Genomic DNA, 25,011 nt, shown 5'->3' on the forward strand with positions numbered 1-25,011 from the left:
ACGAAACACCCGTGCAGTGGACGTTGGTCGTACCCCTGAAGCCCCTGGCCCAGGCCAAGAGCAGGCTGGCGGACACCGCCGACGACGGGCTGCGGCCGGACCTGGCGCTCGCCTTCGCCCAGGACACCGTGGCGGCCGCGCTGGCCTGCCCGGCGGTGCGGGATGTGGCAGTCGTCACGGACGACGCCCGGGCGGGCCGGGAGCTGGCCGCGCTCGGCGCCGCGATCATCGCCGACGAGCCGGGCGGCGGCCTCAACGCCGCACTCGCACACGCGGCGGCCGCCGTGCGCCTGTCCCGTCCCGCGAGTCCGGTGGCCGCGCTCAACGCGGATCTGCCGGCGCTGCGCCCGCGGGAATTGTCCCGGGTTCTCGATACCGCCGCCGAATTCCCGCGCGCATTTCTGCCGGATGCGGCGGCAATGGGAACGACACTGCTGGCCGCCGCCCCGGGCCGCGCATTGCGCCCGGCCTTCGGCACCGGCTCCCGGGCCCGGCACCGCGCCTCCGGGGCCGTGGAACTGTCCCTGACCGGCGTGGACTCCGTACGCCAGGACGTGGACACCGGCGACGACCTGCGCAGCGCGCTGGCCCTGGGCGTGGGCCCTCATACGGCCGCGACCGCCGCGCGGTTGCTGATTCCCGGGCAGTAGGCTGCGGGCATGCAGGCGACCGCGTACACCTACGACCCCGACAGCCGCAGCGGGCAGGTCCTCCTGGACGACGGAACTCCGGTGCCCTTCGACGCGGCGGCGTTCGACGCGGGCGGCCTGCGGCTGCTGCGCCCCGGACAGCGGGTGCGCATCGAGGTGGAGGGCCCGAAGGACGCCCCGCGCATCACTCTGGTGACCCTGCAGACCCTCTGAGCACCACCCACCACTTCCCGAACACGCCGCGGGCCGGACTCCCTGAGGAGTCCGGCCCGTCGCGTGAGTACCCAGGCGGCCCTACTTCTTGCGGGCGGTGGTCTTCTTGGCGGTGGTCTTGCGCGCAGTGGACTTCTTGGCCGGGGCCTTCTTGGCCGTGGCCTTCTTCGTCGCCGGGGCCTTCTTGGCGGTGGTCTTCTTCGCGGCGGTGGTCTTGGACGTCGCCGTGGTCTTCTTGGCGGGCGCCTTCTTGGCGGTCGCGGTGGTCTTCTTCGCGGCGGCCGTCTTGGCGGTGGTCTTCTTCGCCGTGGTCTTCTTGGCGGTGGTCTTCTTCGCGGCGGCCGTCTTGGTGGTCGCCTTCTTCGCGGCGGCCTTCTTGACCGTCGCGCCGGCACCACCGGTCAGGCTGCCCTTGGGCGCCTTCTTGACGGAGACCTCGCCACCCCGGGGGAGCTTCTTCGAGCCGCTGACCAGGTCCTTGAAGCCCTGGCCCGCGCGGAAGCGCGGAACGGAGGTCTTCTTGACCCGAACCCGCTCGCCCGTCTGCGGGTTGCGGGCGTAGCGCGCCGGGCGGTCGACCTTCTCGAAGGAACCGAAGCCGGTGACGGAGACCCTCTCACCTGCGACGACCGCGCGGACGATGGCGTCCAGCACATGGTCGACAGCGTCGGCGGCCTGCTGGCGGCCGCCCATCTTGTCGGCAATCGCTTCTACGAGCTGCGCCTTGTTCACGTCTTCCCCTTCGGAGACATCGCCAGAACGAAAGTGTTCAAGCTTTTTCGCACGTTAGGCAGATATATACCGCAAATCAAACACGAAACGGGCTTATCACCCTTGTGCCGCAACGAACTCGGCGGTGTCGACGGGTTCAGCGTTCCTCTTCGGGGAGGCACCCCTTGTCGAGGTCCGCGATGAACCGCTCCAGCCGCCTTGCCGCGTCGGCGAGATCGTGCTTGGCCGCGGCCGTAATGACCAGCAGCTTCCGGGTCAGCGCCATCCGTACGCCCTCCGGGACTTGCAGTGCGCGCACCCTTGCATGCGCTTCCTTGAGTTGGTCCGCGACTGCCGCATAGAGCTCGAGTTGGCCGTCGCGTTCCATGCACAGATTGTGCCATCTGGGGCGAGTTGTCGCCTGCGCAGGGGACAACTGCCGCCTCAAACGGCCATCCGAGCACACACGGAAGGCACGGCTTTACCACTCGCGTACCCCGACAACCACCGCCATAACGTGGCCAGTTGGCTGCCGACCAGGGGGCGCGCAGGGCCGTTCGGGTGCAGAAACAGCCGTACCCCCGATCGGGCTGATCGGGGGTACGGCGGGGGTGTTGCGGTGGCCGAAAGTCGCCTTGCTCGCGGGCGTCGGAACGTGATCCGGATCAGACCGGGAGCGTCCGCGGCTTGAACGACGGGCGCTTCGCCTCGTACGCGGCGATGTCCGCCTCGTTCTGCAGGGTGATCGAGATGTCGTCGAGGCCGTTCAGCAGCCGCCAGCGGGAGTTCTCGTCCAGCTCGAAGGAGGCGGTGATGCCCTCGGCGCGCACCTCGCGGGCCACCAGGTCGACGGTGATCTCGGCCTGCGGGTCCTTCTCCGTGAGCTCCCACAGCGCGTCCACGATCTTCTGCTCCAGGACGACCGTGAGCAGGCCGTTCTTGAGCGAGTTGCCGCGGAAGATGTCGGCGAAGCGGGAGGAGATCACGGTCTTGAAGCCGAAGTTCTGCAGCGCCCAGACGGCGTGCTCGCGGGAGGAGCCGGTGCCGAAGTCGGGGCCGGCGACCAGCACGGTCGCGCCCTGCCGCTCGGGCCGGTTGAGCACGAACTCCGGGTCCTTGCGCCAGGCCTCGAACAGCCCGTCCTCGAACCCGTCGCGCGTGACCTTCTTGAGCCAGTGGGCGGGGATGATCTGGTCGGTGTCGACGTTGCTGCGGCGCAGCGGGACGGCCCGGCCGGTGTGGGTGGTGAATGCTTCCATGACTGATCAGACTCCAGCGGGCGTACGGACGTCGGCGTCGGCCAGGTCGGCCGGGGAGGCCAGGTGGCCCAGGACGGCGGTGGCCGCCGCGACCTGCGGCGACACCAGGTGCGTACGGCCGCCCTTGCCCTGCCGGCCCTCGAAGTTGCGGTTGGAGGTGGACGCGGAGCGCTCCCCCGGGGCCAGCTGGTCCGGGTTCATGCCCAGGCACATCGAGCAGCCCGCGTGCCGCCACTCGGCGCCGGCCTCCTTGAAGACGACGTCCAGCCCCTCGGAGACGGCCTGCAGACCGACCCGCGCCGAGCCGGGGACGACCAGCATCCGTACGCCGTCGGCGACTTTACGGCCCTTGAGCAGCGCGGCCGCGGCGCGCAGGTCCTCGATGCGGCCGTTGGTGCAGGAGCCTACGAAGACGGTGTCCACCTTGATGGAGCGCAGCGGCTGCCCGGCCTCCAACCCCATGTACTCCAGGGCCCTTTCGGCGGCGTGGCGCTCCGATGCGTCTTCGTACGAAGCAGGATCGGGGACGGACGCGGAAAGCGGTGCGCCCTGCCCGGGGTTGGTGCCCCAGGTGACGAACGGCGACAGCGCGGCGGCGTCGATGACGACCTCGGCGTCGAACTCGGCGTCCTCGTCCGTCCTCAGCGTCTTCCAGTACGCGACGGCCGCGTCCCAGTCCTCGCCCTCGGGGGCGTGCGGACGGCCCTTGAGGTAGGCGAACGTCGTCTCGTCCGGGGCGATCATGCCCGCGCGGGCGCCGGCCTCGATCGACATGTTGCAGATGGTCATGCGGGCTTCCATCGAGAGCTTCTCGATGGCCGCGCCGCGGTACTCCAGGACGTAGCCCTGGCCGCCGCCGGTGCCGATCCTCGCGATGATCGCGAGGATCAGGTCCTTGGCCGTGACGCCCTCGGGCAGTTCGCCGTCGACGGTGATCGCCATGGTCTTCGGGCGGCTCATCGGCAGCGTCTGGGTGGCCAGCACGTGCTCCACCTGGGAGGTGCCGATGCCGAAGGCCAGCGCACCGAAGGCGCCGTGCGTGGAGGTGTGGGAGTCGCCGCAGACGACGGTCATGCCGGGCTGGGTCAGGCCCAGCTGCGGGCCGACGACGTGCACGACGCCCTGCTCGACGTCGCCCAGCGGGTGCAGCCGCACGCCGAACTCGGCGGCGTTCTTGCGCAGCGTCTCCAGCTGGACCCGGGAGACCGGGTCGGCGATGGGCTTGTCGATGTCGACGGTGGGGGTGTTGTGGTCCTCGGTGGCGATGGTGAGGTCGAGGCGCCGCACGGGGCGGCCGCTCTTGCGGAGACCGTCGAAGGCCTGCGGGCTGGTCACCTCGTGCAGCAGGTGCAGATCGATGAAGAGAAGGTCGGGCTCGCCCTCCGCGCGGCGGACGACATGGTCGTCCCAGACTTTCTCCGCGAGTGTCCTACCCATCGCTGTTCCCTCCGGCCGACGGCCATCCGCCGACCCAACTAGAGATCTTGAGAGGCGGTGCCCGTTCCCCTGATTCCGGGCACACACCACCAGGCCCTTACGTCACGGGCCGTTGTGACTTCGTGATTCCAGGGTGGCGGGTTCCGCGGAAATTTGAACTTGCGTTTCACAGAGTGAGACGCGAGTATCGTTGCATGGACAACAGTAGCGGCGTCGGCGTTCTGGACAAGGCGGCCCTCGTCCTGAGCGCTCTGGAGTCCGGTCCGGCCACCCTCGCGGGCCTGGTCGGTGCCACCGGACTGGCACGACCCACGGCTCACCGCCTGGCCGTGGCCCTGGAGCACCACCGCATGGTGGCGCGGGACATGCAGGGCCGTTTCATTCTCGGCCCCCGCCTGGCCGAGCTGGCCGCGGCCGCGGGTGAGGACCGACTCCTCGCCACCGCCGGCCCGGTGCTCACGCATCTGCGCGACGTCACGGGCGAGAGCGCGCAGCTCTACCGCCGCCAGGGCGACATGCGCATCTGCGTCGCCGCGGCGGAGCGGCTGTCCGGACTGCGGGACACGGTCCCGGTGGGATCGACGCTCACGATGAAGGCCGGCTCCTCGGCGCAGATCCTGCTGGCCTGGGAGGAGCCGGAGCGGCTGCACCGCGGCCTGCAGGGGGCGCGGTTCACGGCGACGGCCCTCTCCGGCGTCCGGCGGCGGGGCTGGGCCCAGTCGATCGGCGAGCGGGAGCCGGGCGTCGCGTCCGTGTCCGCGCCGGTGCGGGGGCCGTCGAACCGGGTGGTGGCCGCGGTGTCCGTCTCCGGGCCCATCGAGCGTCTGACGCGGCACCCGGGGCGGATGCACGCGCAGGCCGTGATCGACGCCGCGGGGCGCCTGTCCGAGGCGCTGCGGCGCGGCTGAGCGACACGGGGGAGGCCGGCCTCGACGCCGCGGCAGGTCTTCCCCGAGTCGGCGCCGTGACCGTGGCGGGTTCGTCGTCGGCTGTGGCCCGTCCGTGGCTGAGCGCGCAGTTCCCCGCGCCCCAAGCAGGGCATACACGGAAGGCCCCTCACCGAAGTGAGGGGCCTTCCGTCGTACGTACCCCCGACCGGATTCGAACCGGCGCTACCGCCTTGAGAGGGCGGCGTGCTAGGCCGCTACACAACGGGGGCGTGGATCCTGCGTTTCCGCAGGTCCGAGCTGGTCTACCTGGACTCGAACCAAGACTAACTGAACCAGAATCAGTCGTGCTGCCAATTACACCATAGACCAATGTGGTTTAGACCAGTCAGTACCCCCGACCGGATTCGAACCGGCGCTACCGCCTTGAGAGGGCGGCGTGCTAGGCCGCTACACAACGGGGGCCCTAGCAGCTCCGGGTGATCGTCGATCTTCCGGAACCAGTACCCCCGACCGGATTCGAACCGGCGCTACTGCCTTGAGAGGGCAGCGTGCTAGGCCGCTACACAACGGGGGCTTGCGGATCGGAATCCGCTGGCGCAGATGAGCTCTGCGAGCTGGCCTACCTGGACTCGAACCAAGACTAACTGAACCAGAATCAGTCGTGCTGCCAATTACACCATAGGCCACTGGAACGCAAGCCCCTGAGGGGATCTTGTTCTAGTTGTGCGCCTGGGGTTCCTGCCTTCCGGCCCGCTCCCCGCGGCGCAGGAAGAACATTACCCGAAGGTGGACGGGGCTCCAAAACGAGTATCCGCGCCCAGCAGAGACGGCAGTTCGGCGAGGGAGGCGATGCGGTGCGGGCCGACGGGCGGTTCGATCGTGGCGTACAGGCCGCCGCGGTCGATCCACACCGACAGCAGACCGGCGTCGGCGGCGCCCCGTCCGTCGATCTCCGGGTGGTCGCCGACGTAGGCGACCTGGTGCGGTGGCAGGCCGAGGGACTCGCAGGCCGCGAGGAAGGCGCCGGGCTCCGGTTTGGAGATGCCCAGTTCCGCCGCGCACAGGATCGTCTCGAAGCGGTCGTGGACGCCGAGGGTGCGCAGCTTGCGGTCCTGGACCAGGAGGCTGGAGTTGGAGAGCACGGCGTGCCGGTGGCTGGCGGCGAGGGCGTCGAGGACGGGCAGGACGTCCGGGAAGAGGGACCAGGCCGCCTCGTAGTGGGTGATGTACCGGCGGTACCAGGCGTCGGCCTCGGTGTCGGTGAGGTCGCGGTCCAGGAACGTCCGTACGCGGTCGCGGCACTGGCCCTGCCAGGTGACCTCGCCGGCCGCGAAGCGGGTCCAGTGCCGGTCGGTGACCTCCCGCCAGCGGGCGAGGGCCTGCTCGACGGTCTCGCGGTCGTCGAGCAGGCCCTCGGCCGTCAGGTGGGCGCGCATGCCGAGGCGGTCGGCGGTGGTGTAGTCGAAGAGGGTGTCGTCGACGTCCCAGACCACGGCGCGAATGCTCATGGTCCGACCGTACCCACGGCGCCCCGTTCTCAGCCCGGCGTGATGGTGCCGGAGAGCGTCAGGTCCGGTCCCTGGCCGTCGCGGGGCTCGGCGGTGAGCCTCCAGGTGTACGGGCCGGCGGCGGGGCCACCGGCGTCGGTGGTGCCGTCCCAGGCGGGGCGTACCGCGGCCGCGGCGGAGGCGCCGGTGAGGGTGCGCACGACGGTGCCGGAGGCGTTGGTGAGGGTCAGGGTCCAGGTGGACGGCCTGTTCAGCTGCCACACCGGTGTCCAGGGGATCGACTTGCCGATCACGGACGGCGAGTACACCTGGGCCTCCATCTGCGCCAGGGGCGAGGCGGGCACGCCGCTGGGGACGATCGACACCTCGCCGCGTGTGCCGGTGAGGTGGGCGATGTGGCCGCCGAAGCGGTCGACGGCCCAGCGGCCGTTGCTGCCGCCGGTGTTCTGGTCCGTGGCCGGGAGCTTCACCAGGGTGCGGGTGGTGGCCGTGCCGGTGTGGAAGTCGGTGAGCAGCAGCTCGTGGGTGGTGCGGTTCTCGCGGAGCAGGAAACCGTCGGCGAGACGGGCCGGGCCGTGGTCGGCCGGGACCGTGATCTTCCGGTTGGTGGCGCGGTCGTAGACGCCGGCGGAGGTGCCGCAGGACCAGTACAGCCAGGTGTTGACGGCCTGGAGGTCGGTGGGCGTGCAGGAGGCGCCGGTGGTGACGGTGGTGGTCGTGCCGGTCTTGAGGTTGCGGCCGGTGGCCGTGCCCTGGGTGGTGCCCGGGGTCCACAGCGTCTGTCCCCAGACCGCGGCGGCGGTGCGGTCGCGGGTGAGGACGGTCGTGCCGCTCGTGGCACCGCGCGGGAAGTCGACGATCCGCTGCTTGCCGGAGCCGCCGTTGTAGAGCACGTAACGGCCGGTGCTGCCGGCGATGCGGCCGCCGGAGTCGCCGTCCGTGGGCGCACTGAGGAGCGTGGTGGTGTCGAGGCCCGTGTTCACCACGGATTCCTCGCCGCTCGCGTCGGTGGACAGGTGGCTGACCCGGCCGTCGCCCAGGGCTTCCAGCTGGGGGCAGGCGGCGTCGCCGCCGAGGCAGGTGGGGGCGCTCAGGCCCGGGCTGCGCGGGGTCTGCGGGCCGGCGGGCCGGCCGTTGGCGTCCAGCCGGAATCCGTTGTAGCGGAACGAGCCGCCCGGGGTCGCCCCGTGCAGGAGCAACTCGCCGCCGGCGGCGGCCAGTCCCTCGACCGCGGTCGGGGCGGCGGGGACCTCGGCCACCGCGGTGGTGGTGAGGCCGCCGTCGTCCGTGAGGGTGATGCGGTGGATGTTCCAGTCGAGGCTGGAGGGGCCGGCGGTGGCCAGGGCGCCGCCGTCCAGGGTCGGGCCGATCCCGCCGAACGACGAGGGGAGCACGGTGGCGGTGGCCCCGGTGACCAGGGAGCGGGAGGTCAGCGCGGCCTCGGTGCCGCCCACCACGAACATCGGGTTGCCGAGCAGGAGCTGGTCGCCCACGACCGCCTCCAGCTGCCCGTCGGTCCTGGTGAGGGCGGTGGGCGCGGTGCCGGGTTCGGAGTCCACCCGGATCGCCTTCCAGTCGGCGACGACCCAGCGGTCGTTGAAGGCGAGCTCCGGGGTGGCCTCGTCGCCGGTGACGTAGGTGCGGAAGGTGGCGTCGGCCAGGTCGACCAGGCCCACGGACGTCTTGCCGTCCAGCACGTACACGACGGCCAGGCGGGCGACCGAGCCGCCGGTGCGGTAGGAGACGGGCCGGGCGCCCGCGGGGACGCCGGTGACCGGGATGTCCTCGGTGCGGGAGCCGTCGGCGCCGCGCAGCACGTGCAGGGCGCCGGTGCCGTCCATGGTCAGCACGCTCCAGCCGACGGCGGCCCGGTAGGCCTGGTCGGAGGGGATGGTGACGGTGGCGGTCACGCCGGTGGAGCGGTGCCGCTGCACGACCTGCTGACCCTCGCGCGTGGTCATGACGTCGGTGCCGGTGGCCGGGGCGTCCGGGCCGGCGTGGGCGGGCGGGGTCGTGTCCGGGTAGTCGACCGTGGTGACCGCCGTGGTCCCGGGCCGGTACTGGAAGCCGGACGCGCCGGCCCACGGGTAGTCGACGGTCACGCGCCGCTCGGTGACCAGGCGCACGGTGCCGGCCGGCGCGTCGGCCTCGGGCGCCGCCTGCGCGGGTGCGGTCAGTACGGCGCAGGACAGGGCCACCACCCCGCCGACGGCCGTGTGGACGAGTCTTCGTGAACGGCTCATGTTCCCTCCCCCGGTACCAGGGCGCACACGCGTACCGTGTGCCCATCCGGCATCCAACGTCCCGACCGGGGACGGGAGTTGGCCGGAAGGGTGAACTCCGGGTGACGGCTGGGCGGACACGGCGAGGGCGGCGCCCGAACCGGACGCCGCCCTCGTGGTCCCGCTCCGGCGTTACGCCGCCAGCTTCGCCAGCGCCGCGTCGATGCGGGCCAGGGTCGTCTCCTTGCCCAGGATCTCCAGGGACTCGAAGAGCGGCAGGCCGACCGTGCGGCCGGTGACGGCGACCCGGACCGGGGCCTGGGCCTTGCCGAGCTTCAGGCCGTGGGCCTCACCGGCGGCCAGGACGGCCTCCTTGAGCGACTCGGCGGAGGTCCAGTCGGCCGCCTCCAGCTTCTCGCGGGCCGTGCGCAGCAGGGCGTCGGAGCCCTCCTTCATGGCCTTGTTCCAGGAGGCCTCGTCCTCGACCGGCTCCGGCAGGAACAGGAAGTCGACGTTGTCGGTGATCTCGGAGAGCACCTTGAGGCGGGTCTGCGCGTGCGGGGCGACGGCCTGCCACTTGGCCTCGTCGAAGGCCTCCGGGGCCCAGGGGGCGAACGGGGCCCGCAGCCAGGGGCGGCAGCGCTCCGTGAAGTCCTTCACGTCCAGCATGCGGATGTGGTCGCCGTTGATCGCCTCGCACTTCTTCAGGTCGAAGCGGGCCGGGTTCGGGTTCACGTCGGTGACGTCGAACGCCGCGATCATCTCGTCGATCGTGAAGACGTCCTGGTCGGCCGAGAGGGACCAGCCGAGCAGGGAGAGGTAGTTGAGCAGGCCCTCGGGGAGGAACCCGCGCTCCCGGTAGAGGTTCAGGCTGGACTGCGGGTCGCGCTTGGAGAGCTTCTTGTTGCCCTCGCCCATCACGTACGGCAGATGGCCGAAGGCGGGGATCTCCTTGGCGACGCCGAGCTCGATCAGCGCCTTGTACAGGGCGATCTGGCGGGGGGTGGAGGAGAGCAGGTCCTCGCCGCGCAGGACGTGGGTGATCTCCATCAGGGCGTCGTCGACCGGGTTGACCAGCGTGTACAGCGGGGCGCCGTTGGCCCGGACGATGCCGTAGTCCGGGACGTTCTCCGGGGTGAAGGTCAGCTCGCCGCGGACCAGGTCGGTGAAGGTGATCGTCTCGTCGGGCATCCGGAAGCGGACGATCGGCTCACGGCCCTGGGCCTGGTACTCCTCGACCTGCGCGTCGGTCAGCGCGCGGCAGTGGCCGTCGTAGCCGGAGGGCCTGCCGGCGGCGCGAGCGGCCTCGCGGCGGGTGTCCAGCTCCTCCTGGGAGCAGTAGCAGTGGTAGGCGTGGCCGGCGTCGAGCAGCTTGGCCGCGACGTCCTTGTACAGGTCCATGCGCTGCGACTGGCGGTACGGCGCGTGCGGGCCGCCGACCTCGGGCCCCTCGTCCCAGTCGAAGCCCAGCCAGCGCATGGAGTCGAGCAGCTGGTCGTAGGACTCCTCGGAGTCGCGGGCCGCGTCGGTGTCCTCGATGCGGAAGACCAGGGTGCCGCCGTGGTGCTTGGCGAACGCCCAGTTGAACAGGGCGGTGCGGACCAGGCCCACGTGGGGGTTACCGGTGGGCGACGGGCAGAAACGGACACGGACTGCTGGGGCGGATGCGCTAGCCACGCTTGACAACCTTGTTGGTGAGAGTGCCGATGCCTTCGATGGTGACGGCGACCTCGTCGCCGACGTTCAGGGGGCCGACCCCAGCCGGGGTGCCCGTGAGGATCACGTCGCCGGGGAGCAGCGTCATGGCCTCGGAGATGTTGACGATCAGGTCCTCGACCGAGTGGATCATCTCGCTGGTCCGGCCGAGCTGGCGCTGCTGCCCGTTCACCGTGAGCTGGATGGTCAGGTCCGAGGGGTCGAGGTCGGTCTCCACCCAGGGGCCGAGGGGGCAGGAGCTGTCGAAGCCCTTGGCCCGGGCCCACTGCTTCTCGCGCTTCTGGACGTCGCGGGCGGTGATGTCGTTGGCGCAGGTGTAGCCGAAGATCACGTCCTTGACCCGTTCGCGCGGGACCTCGCGGCACATCCGCCCGATGACGACGGCCAGCTCGGCCTCGTGGTGCAGCTCCTCGGAGAAGGAGGGGTACTGGATCTCGTCGCCGGGGCCGATCACCGAGGTGGACGGCTTGAAGAAGGCGAAGGGGGCCTCGGGCACCTCGTTGCCCAGCTCGCGCGCGTGTTCCGCGTAGTTGCGGCCGAAGGCCACGACCTTGTTCGGGAGCACCGGCGGCAGCAGCCTCACCTTGCCGACCGGCACCTTCGTGCCGGAGAGCTCGTAGTCCGCGAACGGGATGCCCTTGATGATGTCCAGGACGAGTTCGTCCTGCTTCTCGCCCTCGATGGCGCCGAAGGCGACGTTCCCGTCGATGGAGAATCTGGCGATGCGCACGGGATGCTTGGCCCCTTGACTGAAGCGGCTGGAGTCTGACGCTCCAGGCTAACGCGGCAGGGCGTGCCCGCCGCGCGCATGCGCGAGGGGCGTCCCCGTCGCCGGGGGCGCCCCTCGAAGTCCGTCTCCCGCCGCGGTGAGCATCCCGCGGCCGGCACGCGTATGTCCTGGTGTCACTCCGCGGTCGCGGTGGCCGCGACGGGCTTCTCCATGAGGACGGTGCGCTTGGGGTTGGCGGTCTGGGCGGGCAGTTCGACGCGGTGCTCCGGCTGCTCCGGCGTCTGCAGTTCGTCGGCGTCGTCGAGGTGCGCCAGCGTCGTGCGTCGCGGGTTGGCGATCTTGTGGAACATCGTCGTCGTCTTCACTGTTTACTTGACCCTGTCCTGTGACGGGCGCGGCGGGGGTGCGAGACCCCCGCTGGGGCGCGGGTTGTCGGTTTTGCCTTCTCTGTAAAGCGTCAGGCTAAACATCGGATTCCCGGTCAGGACGCACGGGGTTCACGATCAGGCTGTGAGTTTGCTCACGAATCAGGGGTCGAATCGGTCATTCCGGACTCCCGCCCCAGCGTGACGAAGCGGACATTGACCCCCTGAAGCCATCATTCCGCTCCTGATCATGGCGACTGGGACACCTGTCACCGCTCGGCGACTCGCGGGCATATGCCCGAAATTGGCGAACTCCCTTTCTACGACCGGTGATCCGGCCCTCACGTGGTGTCACCTATGTCACGGCCTGGCCTACGAGCCTTGTTGGAGATCCTGTGCTGTGCTGGAATGCCACGGACCGCCGAAGGATCGAGCCGGCGCACAGGGGGCGCACAGACGCGCCGAGTGGCGGCCAGAAGGGGGAACCAGCGCCGGTCACTCACGACCACCACGGGGGCGAACTCAGGGCGTCCCCAGAACGCCGACACCGTGCCCCGCCGTTCATCCGACGGGGTGCCTGGTCCAGAGGTTGCGACGCTAGTGCAGGGACGTTTCAAGAGGGATGGCAACGCTTCGGCGGAGCCGGAGCCGCACGGCGGGACTGGCCCCATGAATGGCGGCCCCTCGCCCCAGCACGCCCAGAACCCGGGCCCGGCCGGTGACGGCGGTGAGCGCCCGGGGCGCCCCGGCGCGTCGGTCCCCTCGGGCCCCGCCGACCCGGCCCCGGCCCTGAAGCCGCCGGCCGGCCCGACCGGCCCCGGCCCGCGAATAGCCCTGCGCAACTGGCGGATCTCCACCCGACTGGTGTCGCTGCTCGCTCTCCCGGTGGTCGCGGCCACCTCGCTGGGCGCGCTGCGTATCAACCAGTCCATGGACGACATCCAGCAGCTCGACAACATGAAGCTGCTGACGGACATGACCAAGCAGGCCACCGAGCTGTCGGCCGCCCTCCAGGAGGAGCGCGACCAGTCGGCGGGCCCGCTCGCGCACGGCGGCAAGGCCACCGACTTCACGATCAAGGGCCTGCGGGAGAAGACCGACCGGGCGCGCACGAACTTCCTCGACTCGTCCGAGGAGATCGACAGCGCCAGCAAGGACGGCAACCTCACCGGCGTCCGCGAGTACCTCGTCCAGATCGCCGGCGAGCTGGGCAACCTGGAGCAGATCCGCAAGGGCGCCTACGCCTCCGAGGGCAACTCGACGCAGACGATCGAGGGGTACCACCGTCTGATCGAGAACCTGATCGACCTCTCCCAGGACATGGCCGAGGCGACCAGCAACCCGGACATGATCCAGCGCACGCGTGCGCTCGCGGCGTTCTCCTCCGCCAAGGAGTACTCCTCGATCCAGCGCGCCGCCCTCGCCGCGGCGCTGCCCGCCAGCAACACCACGGCCGGCAAGCTGTCCCCGAACGACCGGCTCTACGCCCAGTCGGCCCTGGACAGCCAGGACTCCGAGCTGCGCACCTTCAAGAGCATCTACGGCGAGGACGCCGCCGCCGAGCTGCTCAAGCCGATCGAGGACGGCGGCAACTCCACGATCAAGGCCACCGACACCTACGCCGGCCGCGCCCTGATCTCCGCGAGCGGTCTCGCCCAGCAGGACAAGCGGTCCTACCGCGACTGGCTGGACGACAGCTCCACCAAGATCCAGCAGATGAAGAACATCGAGCACACCCTGCTCGAGGAGATGGAACAGAAGGCCCGAGAGCTGCGCAGCGCCACCGAGCGCGACGCGATCATCTCCGGCGCGCTGATCCTGATCGTGCTCGGTGTCTCGCTGGTCGGCGCGTTCGTCGTGGCCCGGTCGATGATCCGCTCGCTGCGCCGCCTGGAGGAGACGGCCACCCGGGTCGCCTCCGACCGCCTGCCCGAGCTGGTCAAGCAGCTGTCCGAGTCCGACCCGCAGGACGTCGACACGTCCGTGGAGTCGGTCGGTGTGCACTCCCGGGACGAGATCGGCAAGGTGGCCGCGGCCTTCGACGACGTGCACCGCGAGGCGGTCCGCCTCGCCGCCGAGCAGGCCCTGCTGCGGGGCAACGTCAACGCGATGTTCACCAACCTCTCGCGCCGCTCCCAGGGCCTCATCCAGCGTCAGCTGTCGCTCATCTCCGAACTGGAGTCCCGCGAGGCCGACCCGGACCAGCTGTCCTCGCTGTTCAAGCTCGACCACCTCGCCACGCGCATGCGCCGTAACGGTGAGAACCTCCTCGTCCTCGCCGGTGAGGAGCCCGGCCGCCGCTGGACCCGCCCGGTCCCGCTGGTCGACGTGCTCCGCGCCGCCGCGTCCGAGGTGGAGCAGTACGAGCGCATCGAGCTGGCCTCCGTGCCGACCACCGAAGTGGCCGGCCGGGTCGTCAACGACCTCGTGCACCTGCTCGCCGAGCTGCTGGAGAACGCGACCTCGTTCTCCTCGCCGCAGACCAAGGTCAAGGTCACCGGTCACGCCCTGCCCGACGGCCGGGTGCTGATCGAGATCCACGACACCGGTATCGGCCTGTCCCCCGAGGACCTCGCCGCGATCAACGAGCGGCTCGCCTCTCCCCCGACGGTGGACGTCTCCGTCTCCCGCCGCATGGGTCTGTTCGTGGTCGGCCGGCTGTCGCAGCGGCACGGCATCCGCATCCAGCTGCGCCCGTCCGACTCCGGCGGCACGACCGCGCTGGTCATGCTGCCCGTCGACGTCGCCCAGGGCGGCAAGAAGCCCCAGCCCAAGCAGGGCGGCCAGCCGCCGGTCGGCGGTGGCGGTCCGGCCGCCGCGCAGGCCGCGGCCGGTGCGGCGGCGGCCCGGCGGGCCGCCGGTGCCGGCCAGAACGGCGGCGCCCTCGGTGCCGGCGCCTTCGGCGGCGCGCCCGGCGGTGGCCGGCTCGGTGCCGGCCAGGGCCCGCGGGCCGCGCTGCCGGGACGCGACGGTGACGGCCGTCCGGCCGGTCAGGGCGGAGCGCGCGGACCGCAGGGTCCGGGCCCCTCGCTGTTCGAGCAGGGCCCGCCCGCGCAGGGCCGTCCCGCGCCGGCCGGTGCCGGTGCCGGATACGGCCAGGCGCCGGGTACGCCGCAGGGTCTGCAGGCCGCGGGCACCGGCGGGGCGCAGGACGCCTTCGGCGGCGGCCGGGGCCGGTCGCAGCAGGGCGGCAACGGCGAGCAGGGCAAGGGCCGTCGGCCGCAGCTGCCGCCGCGCGGTGGCGCGCGGGCCGAGCTGCCCGGCGGCGACCCGCAGCCGCGCACGCCGAGCTGGAGCGACGACAACGCCCAGCCCCCGGTGCCGCGCGCCTCGCTGGACTCCCCTCGCGGCCACGAGGAGCAGGACGTCTCCCGGACGTCCGCCCTCCCCCGCGTCGACGACCGTCAGGGTCCCGGCGCGACGGCGGAGATGCCGGCCGTGCGCGACGAGCGCCAGGGCCCGGCCGACTTCGGCGTCCCGCAGCACCAGGAGCGCTACGACCAGAACTCGGGCCAGTTCGTCCGGCCGGACGTCTTCGGCTCCGCCGGCGGCCGCCCCGACCCGTCCTCCACGGCGGGCCAGTTCCCGGCCCCGCAGGCCTACGACAACGGCTCGACGGGCCAGTTCCCGGCCCCGCAGGCTCCGCAGTCGTACGGCAACGGCTCGACCGGGCAGTACCCGGCGCCCCGCCAGGACACCAACGGCCAGTACCCCGCGCAGCGGCAGGGCAACGGCTCCGGCCGTCCCACCCTCCCCGGTCCGGCCACCCCGGCCGACCCGGCGGGCACGGGCCAGTTCGAGCGGCCGCAGGTCAACGGCGGCCGCGGCACCTCCGACTTCGGCGCCCCGCGTCCGCCCGCCCCGCAGGGCAGGCCCGCCCGGCAGGAGCCCGAGGCGCTGCCGCCGGCGACCGGCCCGGGCGACGGACGTACGCCGCTGTACGACACGCTCGAGACCAACTGGTTCCACGGGCAGCAGGAGCAGCAGCAGCCGCAGAGCAGCAACGGCTCGGCTCCCGCCGCTCCCCAGCAGACGCAGGGCCCCACCGGCCCGCAGCGGTCCGCCTCGGCGGGCTGGCGCACCTCGCCCAACGACGATCTCGTCCGCCAGGCCGAACGTGTCCGCCAGCCCGCCGCAGGCGGGGTCACCACCTCCGGCCTGCCGCGCCGGGTGCCCAGGGCGAACCTCGTCCCGGGCACGGCTCAGCAGCAACCGCACCAGAGTGGTCCGCAGGTCTCGCGCGCCCCCGATGACGTGCGCGGCCGGCTGACCAATCTCCGTCGGGGTATCGCACAGGGTCGACAGGCCGGTTCCACCCAGACCGGAAGCTTCCCGCACCCCACTCACCAGCAGGAGCGTTAGTTGAGTCCGATGAGCCAGGCGGCACAGAACCTCAACTGGTTGATCACCAACTTCGTGGACAACACCCCCGGGGTGTCCCACACCGTCGTCGTGTCCGCCGACGGTCTCCTCCTGGCGATGTCGGAGGGCTTCCCGCGCGACCGCGCGGACCAGCTCGCGGCCGTCGCCTCGGGGCTGACGTCCCTGACGGCGGGCGCCTCGCGCATCTTCGAGGGCGGCGAGGTGGCCCAGACGGTCGTCGAGATGGAACGAGGATTCCTCTTCCTCATGTCCGTCTCGGACGGCTCGTCCCTGGCCGTACTCGCCCACCCCGAGTGCGACATCGGCCTCGTCGGCTACGAAATGGCGCTCCTGGTCGACCGCGCGGGCGCGGTCCTGACCCCCGACCTGCGAGCCGAGCTCCAAGGCAGTCTGCTCCACTGATCGGCCCCGGCACCACCCGTCTCACCACATCACCGTCCGGCCGCCACACACCCCACACAGGCCTCGTCAGACGGCTTGATCTGACCGACTTGCTGTCCCGCCCGGAGGACCCATGACCCCGCCCACCGCCTCTCATGATCCGTACGCGGAGCCGTACGAGGACGAGGGCGACCAGCCGCTGGTACGGCCGTACGCCATGACCGGCGGCCGGACCCGGCCGCGCTATCAGCTCGCCATCGAGGCACTGATCAGTACGACCGCGGACCCCGCCGCGCTCATGGGCCTGCTCCCGGAGCACCAGCGGATCTGCCACCTGTGCCGTGAGGTCAAGTCGGTGGCCGAGGTCTCCGCTCTCCTCAACATGCCGCTGGGTGTGGCGCGCATCCTGGTCGCGGACCTCGCGGAGGCGGGTCTCGTGGCGATCCACCAGCCGGGTGGCGACGAGGCCACCGGTGCGCCCGACGTGACACTGCTCGAAAGGGTGCTCAGTGGACTTCGCAAGCTCTGACTCGGGTCGTTCCACCACCTCCGCGAAGATCGTGGTGGCGGGCGGCTTCGGCGTGGGCAAGACCACGTTCGTCGGCGCCGTCTCGGAGATCAATCCGCTGCGCACCGAGGCCGTGATGACCTCGGCCAGCGCGGGGATCGACGACCTGACCCACACCGGGGACAAGACCACCACCACGGTGGCCATGGACTTCGGCCGTATCACCCTGGACCAGGACCTGATCCTGTACCTCTTCGGTACGCCGGGCCAGGACCGCTTCTGGTTCATGTGGGACGACCTGGTGCGCGGCGCCATCGGCGCGGTGGTGCTCGTGGACACCCGGCGCCTGGCCGACTGCTTCCCGGCGGTGGACTACTTCGAGAACAGCGGCCTGCCGTTCGTCATCGCCCTCAACGGCTTCGACGGCCAGCAGCCGTACACGCCCGACGAGGTGCGCGAGGCGCTCCAGATCGGTCCGGACACCCCCATCATCACCACGGACGCCCGGCATCGCGCCGACGCGAAGAGTGCCCTGATCACGCTGGTCGAGCACGCCCTGATGGCCCGGCTGAGGTAGCACCCAATTCTGAGGCGATATACGGCAGTTGTCGTAGATACACCGGAGCCGGCTGTGTCCTTTGACACGGTCGGCCAAGGTGTTCATAACGTTTCGGCAGAGAACTGGGGTGGTACGGCCACGCGTCGCGCACATCCGGTCTCGCTGCGCGCACAATCGCCCCGCCTTTTGGCGGGGCTCGCTCTTTATGACCGTTTTATCTGGGGCTCGCGCACCCCGGAATCACTGCCCTCGACTGTTTGGAAGAGCGCAGGTCGTCGTGCTGGAATGCCTGAACTGCCCAATAGTCAATGACGTACTCGTCCACCGAGGACGTGGTTGGGCTCTGAGACACTGCGGCACATGGTTGGTGCCGACCGCCGAGAGGTTGTTGGTCGAGTGAGGCGAAGCAAGAACAGTCCCGAGCCGTCGGCCCGGGGCAACTTCACCCCGCCGCCGCGCACAGCGGCGCCCGCCCCCGTGCCCGGTTCGGAGCCGGCGGCCGCACCCGACCGGAGCGGTGGTCGTCTCTCCCCGCGCAACTGGCGCGTGGCGACCAGGCTGAACGCGATCCTGCTCATACCCGTGCTGGTCGGCCTCGTCATGGGCGGCTTCCAGGTGAAGAGCTCGATCGACACCTGGCAGGAAGCCGAGGACGCCGAGAACACCGCGCGCCTGGTCCGCGCCTCGCTGCTCTACGCCAACGCCCTCTACAACGAGCGTGACGCCTCCGCGGCGCCCCTGCTGAAGGGCAGCGCCCAGACCGCCCAGGACAAGGCGACCGTCACCGAGGTGCGCAAGGCCACCGACGCCGCCGCCGACGCCTTCGACGCCGCCGCACAGAGCATGCCGGCCAAGCCCGGCCTGGAGCGGCGGCTGAAGCTGTTCCGCGAGGCCGAGCCGAAGCTGCAGACCCTGCGCCAGGTCGCCTACACCTCCAAGCTCAAGGGCGTCCAGACCGAAGAGGGCTACGTCGAGGTGGCCCACCCGCTGACCGAGTTCGCCAACGAACTCGGCCTCGGCACCGGCAACATCACCAGCTACGGCCGGACCGTGTACGCCATGGAGCTCACCAAGGCGGCCCTGTCGCTGCAGCGCTCCATCGGCATGCACATCCTGGTCAAGCCGGGCCCCGACGACGGCAACCTGGCCAGCCAGCGCATCGCCCTGTCCTCGTACGCCTACCTCGAGCGCATCGCCATGCAGGAGTACATCGGCGGTGGCACCGAGCAGGACGCGGCCAAGCTGAAGGAAGCCGAGGCCAAGCTCAGGACCGACGGCGCCGCGATGGCCCGGGAGGCCAAGGCCAAGAACCCGGACTACGTCGCCCCGCCGTCGAACCCGACGACGATGGTCTCGGCCGTCGCGACGCTGCAGAGCACGGACCCGAGCGCCCGCGCCGCCCTCGCCGAGAAGGGCGTCACCGCCGAGAACTGGTGGGCGGTCAACACCCTCAAGTTCAACGCGTACGAGAAGATCGAGACGGACCTCGCCGACAAGGCCGTGAGCGAGGCCTCGGACATCGCCGACGGCGCCCAGCGCGACGCCTACATCACCGGTGCCGCGGTCGTGGTCGCCCTCCTGCTGGCCTTCATCCTGGCCGGCGCGGTCGCCCGCCAGATGAGCCGCTCGATGCGCCAGCTGCGCAACGCCGCCTTCGGCATCGCCGAGCAGCGCCTGCCGATGCTGGTCGACCAGCTCTCGCGGACCGACCCGGGCCGCGTCGACACCCGCGTGCAGGCGATCCCGATCACCACCACGGACGAGATCGGCGAAGTCGCCCGCGCCTTCGACCAGGTCCACCGCGAGGCCGTCCGGCTCGCCGCCGAGCAGGCCCTGCTGCGGGGCAACATCAACGCGATCTTCACCAACCTCTCGCGCCGCAACCAGTCGCTGATCGAGGGCCAGCTGACCCTGATCACCGACCTGGAGAACAACGAGGCCGACCCGGACCAGCTGGAGAACCTCTTCAAGCTGGACCACCTGGCGACCCGTATGCGCCGCAACGGCGAGAACCTCCTGGTCCTCGCCGGCGAGGAGCCCGGCCGCCGCTGGGACCAGCCGGTGCCGCTGATCGACGTGCTGCGCGCCGCCTCCTCCGAGGTGGAGCAGTACGAGCGCATCGAGCTGTCGGGCGTGCCGGAGGCCGAGATCCACGGCCGGGCCGTGACCGACCTCGTGCACCTGCTCGCCGAGCTGCTGGAGAACGCGACCACGTTCTCCTCCCCGCAGACCAAGGTCCGCGTCACCGCGACCCGGCTGCCCGACGGCCGCGTGATGATCGAGATCCACGACAAGGGCATCGGCCTGACCGCCGAGGACTTCGCGGACATCAACCACAAGCTGGCCAACCCGCCGACCGTGGACGCCGCGATCTCGCAGCGCATGGGTCTGTTCGTGGTCGGCCGGCTGTCCGACCGGCACGGCATCCGCGTCCAGCTGCGCCCCTCGGGCGAGCAGGCCGGCACCACCTCGCTGGTCATGCTGCCGGACGCCATCACGCACGGCGGTGGCGGCGAACAGCACGTGGACCGCGACGAGTTCACGGTCTCGCAGATCATCCCGGAGCAGAACTTCGGCGGCGAGAACTTCGGCCAGCCCCTGCGCACCGCCGCGGAGCTCGGCTTCGACGACAGCCGCTACTCCGACGTCCCCGACGACATACGCGAGCTGGACCCCGTCGGCCGCTCCCTGATGCGCGAGGAGCGCCGGGCGGCCCTGGAGGCCCAGTCCCACGACGAGCAGCCCGCCCTGTCCGGCCCGAACGCCCAGGAGCAGGCCGAGGCGCCCGCGTACCAGGACGACTTCGGCGGGCAGCAGGGCTACGGCCAGGACTACGGCACCGGCCGGAACGGCTACCCGGAGCAGCAGCCCGCCTCCTACGACGGCCGGCAGGCCTACGAGGAGCAGCAGGCGGCGTACGAGGAGCAGCGGCAGACGTCGTACGAGGAGCCGCAGCGCGGTGCGTACGACGAGCAGTACTACGCGCCCAACGGCAATCTGCCGCAGAACGACACCTTCTCGCCGAACGGCGGCTACCCGGACCCCGCCTATGCGGAGCCGGCCCAGGAGGAGTCCGCGGGACAGGGCGCGGGCGTGCCCGACAGCTTCCCGGCGTTCGAGCAGCGGCGCCACCAGGATGACTGGCCGCAGCAGGACGGCTACCAGAACGGCTACCCGAACCAGTACCCTTCTCAGGCCCAGGAAACGGAATCTGCGCAGGCCGCTGACGCGGGTGAGCAGGACCGCGTAGGCTTCGAGCGTCCGGGACCGGCCCCCTCCGCCGCCCACGCGCTGACCGACGCCGGGCTTCCCCGCCGCGGAGCCACCGCCGGCGGTGCGAACGGCACGGGTGGCGCACGGCACGGGAGCCAGGAGCCGCCGGCCTCCACGCAGGAGAGCAACGGCGACAGCGACTGGCGCTCGGCCAACGACGAGCGGTGGCAGCAGGCCTCGCAGCTCCGGAAGCCGAAGGCGGGCGGGGTCACCTCCTCCGGCCTGCCGAGGCGTGTCCCCAAGGCCAACCTGATCGAGGGGGCCGCCGAGAGCACTCCCCAGGGAGGCCCACAGGTCTCCCGTGCCCCGGAGGACGTCCGGGGCAGGCTGAGCAACCTGCGCCGGGGTGTCCAACGCGGACGCAGCGCAGGCAGTGAAACGAACGGCCAGGGCTTCGGTCCTGACAGCACCTACAACCAGGAGCGTTAGTGTGAGCCCGATGAGCCAGGCGGCACAGAACCTGAACTGGTTGATCACCAACTTCGTGGACAACACCCCGGGGGTGTCCCACACGGTGGTGGTCTCCGCCGACGGACTCCTTCTGGCGATGTCCGAAGGCTTCCCCCGCGACCGCGCCGACCAGCTCGCGGCCGTCGCCTCCGGTCTGACGTCTCTGACGGCAGGCGCGTCCCGGATCTTCGAGGGCGGCAGCGTGAATCAGACGGTTGTGGAGATGGAGCGGGGATTCCTCTTCATCATGTCCATCTCCGACGGATCGTCGCTCGCGGTTCTCGCACACCCCGAGGCGGACATCGGCCTCATCGGGTACGAGATGGCTCTGCTGGTGGACCGAGCCGGTACGGTCCTGACCCCGGACCTTCGTGCGGAGCTCCAGGGGAGCCTGCTCAACTAATCGACGGACGGTGCGTTTTGGCGTCCCGTGGCCGTAAGGTTTCGGGACGCGGCTCCACAGCGATGGGTGCCAGGCACAGTCGGAGGAGGAGAAAGTGGCAACACCCCCAGGCGGTTCGTCAGGCAACTGGTCGTACGGCCCTGCCCAGGGTCAGGGCGACGGTGGTCAGAACCCGAACCGTTACAACTTTCCCTCCACCCCGAGCCACCGGCAGCCGTACGCGCCTCAGGGCCCCGGCCCGTCGCCGTACGACCAGCCTCCGGCCCCTCGTATCCAGCCCGTGCAGCCGCAGCGCCGCACCCCCGAGCCGGCGCCCGGCGGGGCGTCGAACCATCACAATCCGTTGGTGCGTCCGTACGCCATGACCGGCGGCCGGACGCGCCCGCGCTACCAGCTCGCCATCGAGGCGCTGGTGCACACCACTGCGCAGCCGCACCAGATGCAGGGCCAGTTGCCCGAGCATCAGCGGATCTGCAACCTCTGCCGGGAGATCAAGTCGGTCGCCGAGATCTCGGCGCTCCTCACGATCCCTCTCGGCGTGGCCAGGATCCTCGTCGCCGACTTGGCGGAGGCGGGACTGGTCGCCATCCATCAGCCCGGCGGCGACGAGAACGCCGGCGGCCAGCCAGACGTGACACTGCTCGAAAGGGTGCTCAGTGGACTTCGCAAGCTCTAGCGGAGGGCCTTCCCGCTCCACCACGTCCGCGAAGATCGTGGTGGCTGGCGGCTTCGGCGTGGGCAAGACCACGTTCGTCGGCGCCGTCTCGGAGATCAATCCGCTGCGCACAGAGGCCGTCATGACGTCCGCTTCTGCGGGGATCGACGACCTCACCCACACCGGGGACAAGACCACCACCACGGTGGCCATGGACTTCGGCCGTATCACCCTGGACCAGGACCTGATCCTGTACCTCTTCGGTACGCCCGGTCAGGACCGCTTCTGGTTCATGTGGGACGACCTGGTGCGCGGCGCCATCGGCGCGATCGTGCTCGTCGACACGCGGAGGCTCGCCGACTGCTTCCCCGCCGTCGACTACTTCGAGAACAGCGGCCTGCCGTTCGTCATCGCCCTCAACGGCTTCGACGGCCAGCAGCCGTACACCCCGGACGAGGTCCGGGAGGCGCTTCAGATCGGTCCTGACACGCCGATCATCACGACCGACGCGCGGCATCGCGCCGATGCGAAGAGTGCGCTGATCACGCTGGTCGAGCACGCGTTGATGGCTCGGCTGCGTTAGTTCTCCCGCTGTGGGACAGCCCCTGGCGGCCTCTGAGCTGCCAGGGGCTGTCGCGTTGCCGGGTGCGGGTGGTGGCGGGCTGGTCGCGCAGTTCCCCGCGCCCCAAGAAAAAGAAGGCCCCTCCAAGAGGGGCCTTCTTTCAGGTTCTGCGGTCAGCGCCAGCTGTGCGGGGCGCGGAAGCCGGGCTCGCGCTCCAGGCGGCGCCAGCCGGCCTTGACGCGGCCCCGGTGGGCCGGGGTGGGGTCCGTGGGGCGGGCGGCGGCGCGGGCGAGCAGGAGCGCCGTGATGGCGGCGACCTCCTCGGGCTCGGCGTGGCCCTTCTCTACGCGGATGTCAGGCGTGTCCATGGGTGTCAGTCTCCGTGGCTGAGATGTCCGCCGGGTTACTGCGGCGGGTTGCCGTGCTTGCGGGACGGCAGGTCCGCGTGCTTGGTCTGGAGCATGGCGAGGGACTTGATGAGGACCTCGCGGGTCTCGGCGGGGTCGATGACGTCGTCGACCAGGCCGCGCTCGGCCGCGTAGTAGGGGTGCATGAGCTCGGACTTGTACTCCTTGACCATGCGGGCCCGCATGGCCTCGGGGTCCTCGGCCTCGGCGATCTGGCGGCGGAAGATGACGTTGGCGGCGCCCTCCGCGCCCATGACCGCGATCTCGTTGGTCGGCCAGGCGTAGGTGAGGTCGGCACCGATGGACTGGCTGTCCATGACGATGTACGCACCTCCGTAGGCCTTGCGCAGGATCAGGGAGATCCTCGGCACGGTCGCGTTGCAGTAGGCGTAGAGGAGCTTCGCGCCGTGGCGGATGATGCCACCGTGCTCCTGGTCGACGCCCGGCAGGAAGCCGGGGACGTCCAGAAGAGTGATGATCGGGATGTTGAAGGCGTCGCACATCTGCACGAAGCGGGCCGCCTTCTCGGAGGCCTCGATGTCCAGCACGCCCGCCAGGGCCTGCGGCTGGTTGGCGACGATGCCGACGACCTGGCCGTCCATCCGGCCCAGGGCGCAGATGATGTTGCGGGCCCAGCGCTCGTGGACCTCCAGGTAGTCGCCGTCGTCGACGATCTCCTCGATGACCTTGGCCATGTCGTAGGGCCGGTTGCCGTCCGCCGGAACCAGGTCCAGCAGGACGTCCGAGCGGCGGTCCACGGGGTCGGAGGACTCGGCGCGGGGCGGGTTCTCGCGGTTGTTCTGCGGGAGCAGCGAGAGCAGGTAGCGGACCTCGGCGATGCAGGTCTCTTCGTCGTCGTAGGCGAAGTGGCACACGCCGGAGGTCTCGGCGTGCACGTCGGCGCCGCCCAGGCCGTTCTGGGTGATCTCCTCGCCGGTGACCGCCTTGACGACGTCGGGGCCGGTGATGAACATCTGCGAGGTCTCGCGGACCATGAACACGAAGTCCGTCAGGGCGGGGCTGTAGGCCGCGCCGCCCGCGCACGGGCCGAGCATCACGCTGATCTGCGGGATGACGCCCGAGGCCTTGGTGTTGCGCTGGAAGATGCCGCCGTAGCCCGCCAGGGCCGAGACGCCCTCCTGGATGCGGGCGCCCGCACCGTCGTTGAGGGAGACCAGGGGTGCTCCGGCCGCGATGGCCATGTCCATGATCTTGTGGATCTTCGTGGCGTGGGCCTCGCCCAGCGCGCCGCCGAAGATGCGGAAGTCGTGGGCGTAGACGAAGACCGTGCGGCCCTCCACCGTGCCCCAGCCGGTGATCACACCGTCGGTGTACGGCTTCTTGCCCTCCAGGCCGAAGCCCGTGGCCCGGTGCCGGCGCAGCTGCTCGACCTCGCGGAAGGAGTCCGGGTCGAGGAGAAGTTCGATGCGCTCACGTGCGGTCAGCTTGCCCTTGGCGTGCTGCGCCTCGGTCGCCTTCTCGCTCGGTCCGGCCACCGCCTGCGCACGGATCTCGTGCAGTTCGGCCACGCGTCCACGCGCGTCGGTCGGCTCACCCGGCGCCTCATCCAAAACGGTCATGTAGTGACCTTACGAAGTCCACCAAGAAAAGCGGGCCGTCGACTCCTCACAGTCTCCGGCGTGTTTTCCTGGTACCACTGAACAGAACCACACCGGGGTGCAGCCGTTTCGACTGCTCAGGGGGCGTTCTGCTTGTAGGGGTCGCACAA

Annotated in this window: 22 protein-coding genes and 5 tRNA genes; 11 read left to right on the plus strand and 16 right to left on the minus strand. The window is 70.7% G+C overall.

Annotated elements, in window-relative coordinates; translation table 11 throughout:
- Nucleotides 1-11 precede the first annotated feature (11 nt).
- Together cofC and ACPXCS_RS24070 are read left to right on the plus strand one after the other, a co-directional pair.
- Nucleotides 12-650, plus strand: a complete 639-nt coding sequence (gene cofC, locus ACPXCS_RS24065) for a 2-phospho-L-lactate guanylyltransferase (RefSeq protein ID WP_425947727.1) — start codon at nt 12-14, stop codon at nt 648-650.
- A gap of 9 nt (nt 651-659) precedes the next feature.
- Complete coding sequence (locus ACPXCS_RS24070; RefSeq protein WP_309095154.1) at nt 660-863, plus strand: hypothetical protein; 204 nt, start codon at nt 660-662, stop codon at nt 861-863.
- Between the two features lie 81 nt (nt 864-944).
- Here ACPXCS_RS24070 and ACPXCS_RS24075 read toward each other — a convergent pair whose 3' ends face one another.
- The 4 genes from ACPXCS_RS24075 to leuC all read right to left on the minus strand — a co-directional run bounded on the left by ACPXCS_RS24075 (nt 945) and on the right by leuC (nt 4,270).
- On the minus strand, nt 945-1,595 hold the full coding sequence (locus ACPXCS_RS24075) for an HU family DNA-binding protein (protein WP_425947725.1): 651 nt from the start codon (nt 1,593-1,595) through the stop codon (nt 945-947).
- 136 nt (nt 1,596-1,731) lie between these two features.
- Entirely contained in the window at nt 1,732-1,962 is a 231-nt protein-coding gene (locus ACPXCS_RS24080) for a hypothetical protein (protein ID WP_425947724.1), read from the minus strand.
- Nucleotides 1,963-2,239: 277 nt separating this feature from the next.
- Complete coding sequence (gene leuD, locus ACPXCS_RS24085) at nt 2,240-2,833, minus strand: 3-isopropylmalate dehydratase small subunit (RefSeq protein ID WP_425947722.1); 594 nt, start codon at nt 2,831-2,833, stop codon at nt 2,240-2,242.
- Between the two features lie 6 nt (nt 2,834-2,839).
- Nucleotides 2,840-4,270: a 3-isopropylmalate dehydratase large subunit gene (leuC, locus tag ACPXCS_RS24090; protein ID WP_425947721.1), complete on the minus strand. Its 1,431-nt coding sequence runs from the start codon at nt 4,268-4,270 to the stop codon at nt 2,840-2,842.
- A 194-nt stretch (nt 4,271-4,464) separates the two neighbouring features.
- Between leuC and ndgR the strand changes: the two genes are divergently transcribed.
- The gene (ndgR, locus tag ACPXCS_RS24095) at nt 4,465-5,178 is read left to right on the plus strand and encodes an IclR family transcriptional regulator NdgR (RefSeq protein WP_094055732.1); all 714 of its coding nucleotides are present in this window, start codon (nt 4,465-4,467) and stop codon (nt 5,176-5,178) included.
- A gap of 178 nt (nt 5,179-5,356) precedes the next feature.
- Here ndgR and ACPXCS_RS24100 read toward each other — a convergent pair.
- The 10 genes from ACPXCS_RS24100 to ACPXCS_RS24145 all read right to left on the minus strand — a co-directional run bounded on the left by ACPXCS_RS24100 (nt 5,357) and on the right by ACPXCS_RS24145 (nt 11,701).
- A tRNA-Glu gene (locus ACPXCS_RS24100) sits at nt 5,357-5,429 on the minus strand.
- A 28-nt stretch (nt 5,430-5,457) separates the two neighbouring features.
- Nucleotides 5,458-5,529: transfer RNA gene (locus tag ACPXCS_RS24105), tRNA-Gln, on the minus strand.
- Between the two features lie 20 nt (nt 5,530-5,549).
- A tRNA-Glu gene (locus tag ACPXCS_RS24110) sits at nt 5,550-5,622 on the minus strand.
- Between the two features lie 39 nt (nt 5,623-5,661).
- Nucleotides 5,662-5,734 (minus strand) — tRNA-Glu (locus ACPXCS_RS24115).
- A 40-nt stretch (nt 5,735-5,774) separates the two neighbouring features.
- Nucleotides 5,775-5,846 (minus strand) — tRNA-Gln (locus ACPXCS_RS24120).
- Between the two features lie 90 nt (nt 5,847-5,936).
- The gene (locus ACPXCS_RS24125) at nt 5,937-6,668 is read right to left on the minus strand and encodes an HAD family hydrolase (protein ID WP_425947719.1); all 732 of its coding nucleotides are present in this window, start codon (nt 6,666-6,668) and stop codon (nt 5,937-5,939) included.
- Nucleotides 6,669-6,697: 29 nt separating this feature from the next.
- On the minus strand, nt 6,698-8,911 hold the full coding sequence (locus tag ACPXCS_RS24130; protein ID WP_425947717.1) for a FlgD immunoglobulin-like domain containing protein: 2,214 nt from the start codon (nt 8,909-8,911) through the stop codon (nt 6,698-6,700).
- Between the two features lie 171 nt (nt 8,912-9,082).
- On the minus strand, nt 9,083-10,567 hold the full coding sequence (gene gltX / locus ACPXCS_RS24135) for a glutamate--tRNA ligase (protein WP_425947716.1): 1,485 nt from the start codon (nt 10,565-10,567) through the stop codon (nt 9,083-9,085).
- The gene (locus ACPXCS_RS24140) at nt 10,560-11,336 is read right to left on the minus strand and encodes a fumarylacetoacetate hydrolase family protein (protein WP_425947714.1); all 777 of its coding nucleotides are present in this window, start codon (nt 11,334-11,336) and stop codon (nt 10,560-10,562) included. The genes gltX and ACPXCS_RS24140 overlap by 8 nt, the downstream gene beginning before the upstream one ends.
- 173 nt (nt 11,337-11,509) lie before the next feature.
- Nucleotides 11,510-11,701 carry a hypothetical protein gene (locus ACPXCS_RS24145; protein WP_425947933.1) on the minus strand — a complete coding sequence of 64 codons (192 nt, stop codon included), beginning with the start codon at nt 11,699-11,701 and terminating at the stop codon, nt 11,510-11,512.
- A gap of 600 nt (nt 11,702-12,301) precedes the next feature.
- Here ACPXCS_RS24145 and ACPXCS_RS24150 point away from each other — a divergent pair.
- The 8 genes from ACPXCS_RS24150 to ACPXCS_RS24185 all read left to right on the plus strand — a co-directional run bounded on the left by ACPXCS_RS24150 (nt 12,302) and on the right by ACPXCS_RS24185 (nt 22,896).
- Nucleotides 12,302-16,063 carry a nitrate- and nitrite sensing domain-containing protein gene (locus tag ACPXCS_RS24150; RefSeq protein ID WP_425947712.1) on the plus strand — a complete coding sequence of 1,254 codons (3,762 nt, stop codon included), beginning with the start codon at nt 12,302-12,304 and terminating at the stop codon, nt 16,061-16,063.
- A gap of 9 nt (nt 16,064-16,072) precedes the next feature.
- Nucleotides 16,073-16,486, plus strand: coding sequence for a roadblock/LC7 domain-containing protein (locus ACPXCS_RS24155; RefSeq protein WP_030851929.1), 414 nt, complete (start codon nt 16,073-16,075; stop codon nt 16,484-16,486).
- Nucleotides 16,487-16,598: 112 nt separating this feature from the next.
- The gene (locus tag ACPXCS_RS24160; RefSeq protein ID WP_031121441.1) at nt 16,599-16,994 is read left to right on the plus strand and encodes a DUF742 domain-containing protein; all 396 of its coding nucleotides are present in this window, start codon (nt 16,599-16,601) and stop codon (nt 16,992-16,994) included.
- Nucleotides 16,975-17,550 (plus strand): GTP-binding protein, encoded by a 576-nt coding sequence (locus tag ACPXCS_RS24165; RefSeq protein WP_425947711.1) that lies wholly within the window; start codon nt 16,975-16,977, stop codon nt 17,548-17,550. The genes ACPXCS_RS24160 and ACPXCS_RS24165 overlap by 20 nt, the downstream gene beginning before the upstream one ends.
- 378 nt (nt 17,551-17,928) lie before the next feature.
- Complete coding sequence (locus tag ACPXCS_RS24170; RefSeq protein ID WP_425947709.1) at nt 17,929-21,234, plus strand: nitrate- and nitrite sensing domain-containing protein; 3,306 nt, start codon at nt 17,929-17,931, stop codon at nt 21,232-21,234.
- 10 nt (nt 21,235-21,244) lie between these two features.
- Nucleotides 21,245-21,658, plus strand: coding sequence for a roadblock/LC7 domain-containing protein (locus ACPXCS_RS24175; RefSeq protein WP_004983065.1), 414 nt, complete (start codon nt 21,245-21,247; stop codon nt 21,656-21,658).
- 94 nt (nt 21,659-21,752) lie between these two features.
- Nucleotides 21,753-22,334: a DUF742 domain-containing protein gene (locus ACPXCS_RS24180; RefSeq protein ID WP_425947706.1), complete on the plus strand. Its 582-nt coding sequence runs from the start codon at nt 21,753-21,755 to the stop codon at nt 22,332-22,334.
- Entirely contained in the window at nt 22,315-22,896 is a 582-nt protein-coding gene (locus ACPXCS_RS24185) for a GTP-binding protein (RefSeq protein ID WP_014675207.1), read from the plus strand. The genes ACPXCS_RS24180 and ACPXCS_RS24185 overlap by 20 nt, the downstream gene beginning before the upstream one ends.
- A 152-nt stretch (nt 22,897-23,048) precedes the next feature.
- Here ACPXCS_RS24185 and ACPXCS_RS24190 read toward each other — a convergent pair whose 3' ends face one another.
- Together ACPXCS_RS24190 and ACPXCS_RS24195 are read right to left on the minus strand one after the other, a co-directional pair.
- A complete protein-coding gene (locus ACPXCS_RS24190; protein WP_383325657.1) occupies nt 23,049-23,243 on the minus strand; it encodes an acyl-CoA carboxylase epsilon subunit in 195 nt (64 codons plus the stop codon).
- Nucleotides 23,244-23,278: 35 nt separating this feature from the next.
- Entirely contained in the window at nt 23,279-24,862 is a 1,584-nt protein-coding gene (locus ACPXCS_RS24195) for an acyl-CoA carboxylase subunit beta (protein ID WP_425947704.1), read from the minus strand.
- Nucleotides 24,863-25,011 lie beyond the last annotated feature (149 nt).

Origin of the sequence: Streptomyces sp. DT190 (genome assembly GCF_049846985.1) — a bacterium.
Taxonomy (GTDB): Bacteria; Actinomycetota; Actinomycetes; order Streptomycetales; family Streptomycetaceae; genus Streptomyces.

Excerpts from the sequence above, each read along its gene's own strand:
- ACPXCS_RS24070 (WP_309095154.1), top strand. The coding sequence starts at position 660 with ATGCAGGCGACCGCGTACACCTACGACCCCGACAGCCGCAGCGGGCAG.
- ACPXCS_RS24080 (WP_425947724.1), bottom strand. The coding sequence starts at position 1,962 with ATGGAACGCGACGGCCAACTCGAGCTCTATGCGGCAGTCGCGGACCAA.
- leuD (WP_425947722.1), bottom strand. The coding sequence starts at position 2,833 with ATGGAAGCATTCACCACCCACACCGGCCGGGCCGTCCCGCTGCGCCGC.
- leuC (WP_425947721.1), bottom strand. The coding sequence starts at position 4,270 with ATGGGTAGGACACTCGCGGAGAAAGTCTGGGACGACCATGTCGTCCGC.
- ndgR (WP_094055732.1), top strand. The coding sequence starts at position 4,465 with ATGGACAACAGTAGCGGCGTCGGCGTTCTGGACAAGGCGGCCCTCGTC.
- ACPXCS_RS24125 (WP_425947719.1), bottom strand. The coding sequence starts at position 6,668 with ATGAGCATTCGCGCCGTGGTCTGGGACGTCGACGACACCCTCTTCGAC.
- ACPXCS_RS24130 (WP_425947717.1), bottom strand. The coding sequence starts at position 8,911 with ATGAGCCGTTCACGAAGACTCGTCCACACGGCCGTCGGCGGGGTGGTG.
- ACPXCS_RS24155 (WP_030851929.1), top strand. The coding sequence starts at position 16,073 with ATGAGCCAGGCGGCACAGAACCTCAACTGGTTGATCACCAACTTCGTG.
- ACPXCS_RS24160 (WP_031121441.1), top strand. The coding sequence starts at position 16,599 with ATGACCCCGCCCACCGCCTCTCATGATCCGTACGCGGAGCCGTACGAG.
- ACPXCS_RS24175 (WP_004983065.1), top strand. The coding sequence starts at position 21,245 with ATGAGCCAGGCGGCACAGAACCTGAACTGGTTGATCACCAACTTCGTG.
- ACPXCS_RS24190 (WP_383325657.1), bottom strand. The coding sequence starts at position 23,243 with ATGGACACGCCTGACATCCGCGTAGAGAAGGGCCACGCCGAGCCCGAG.
- ACPXCS_RS24195 (WP_425947704.1), bottom strand. The coding sequence starts at position 24,862 with ATGACCGTTTTGGATGAGGCGCCGGGTGAGCCGACCGACGCGCGTGGA.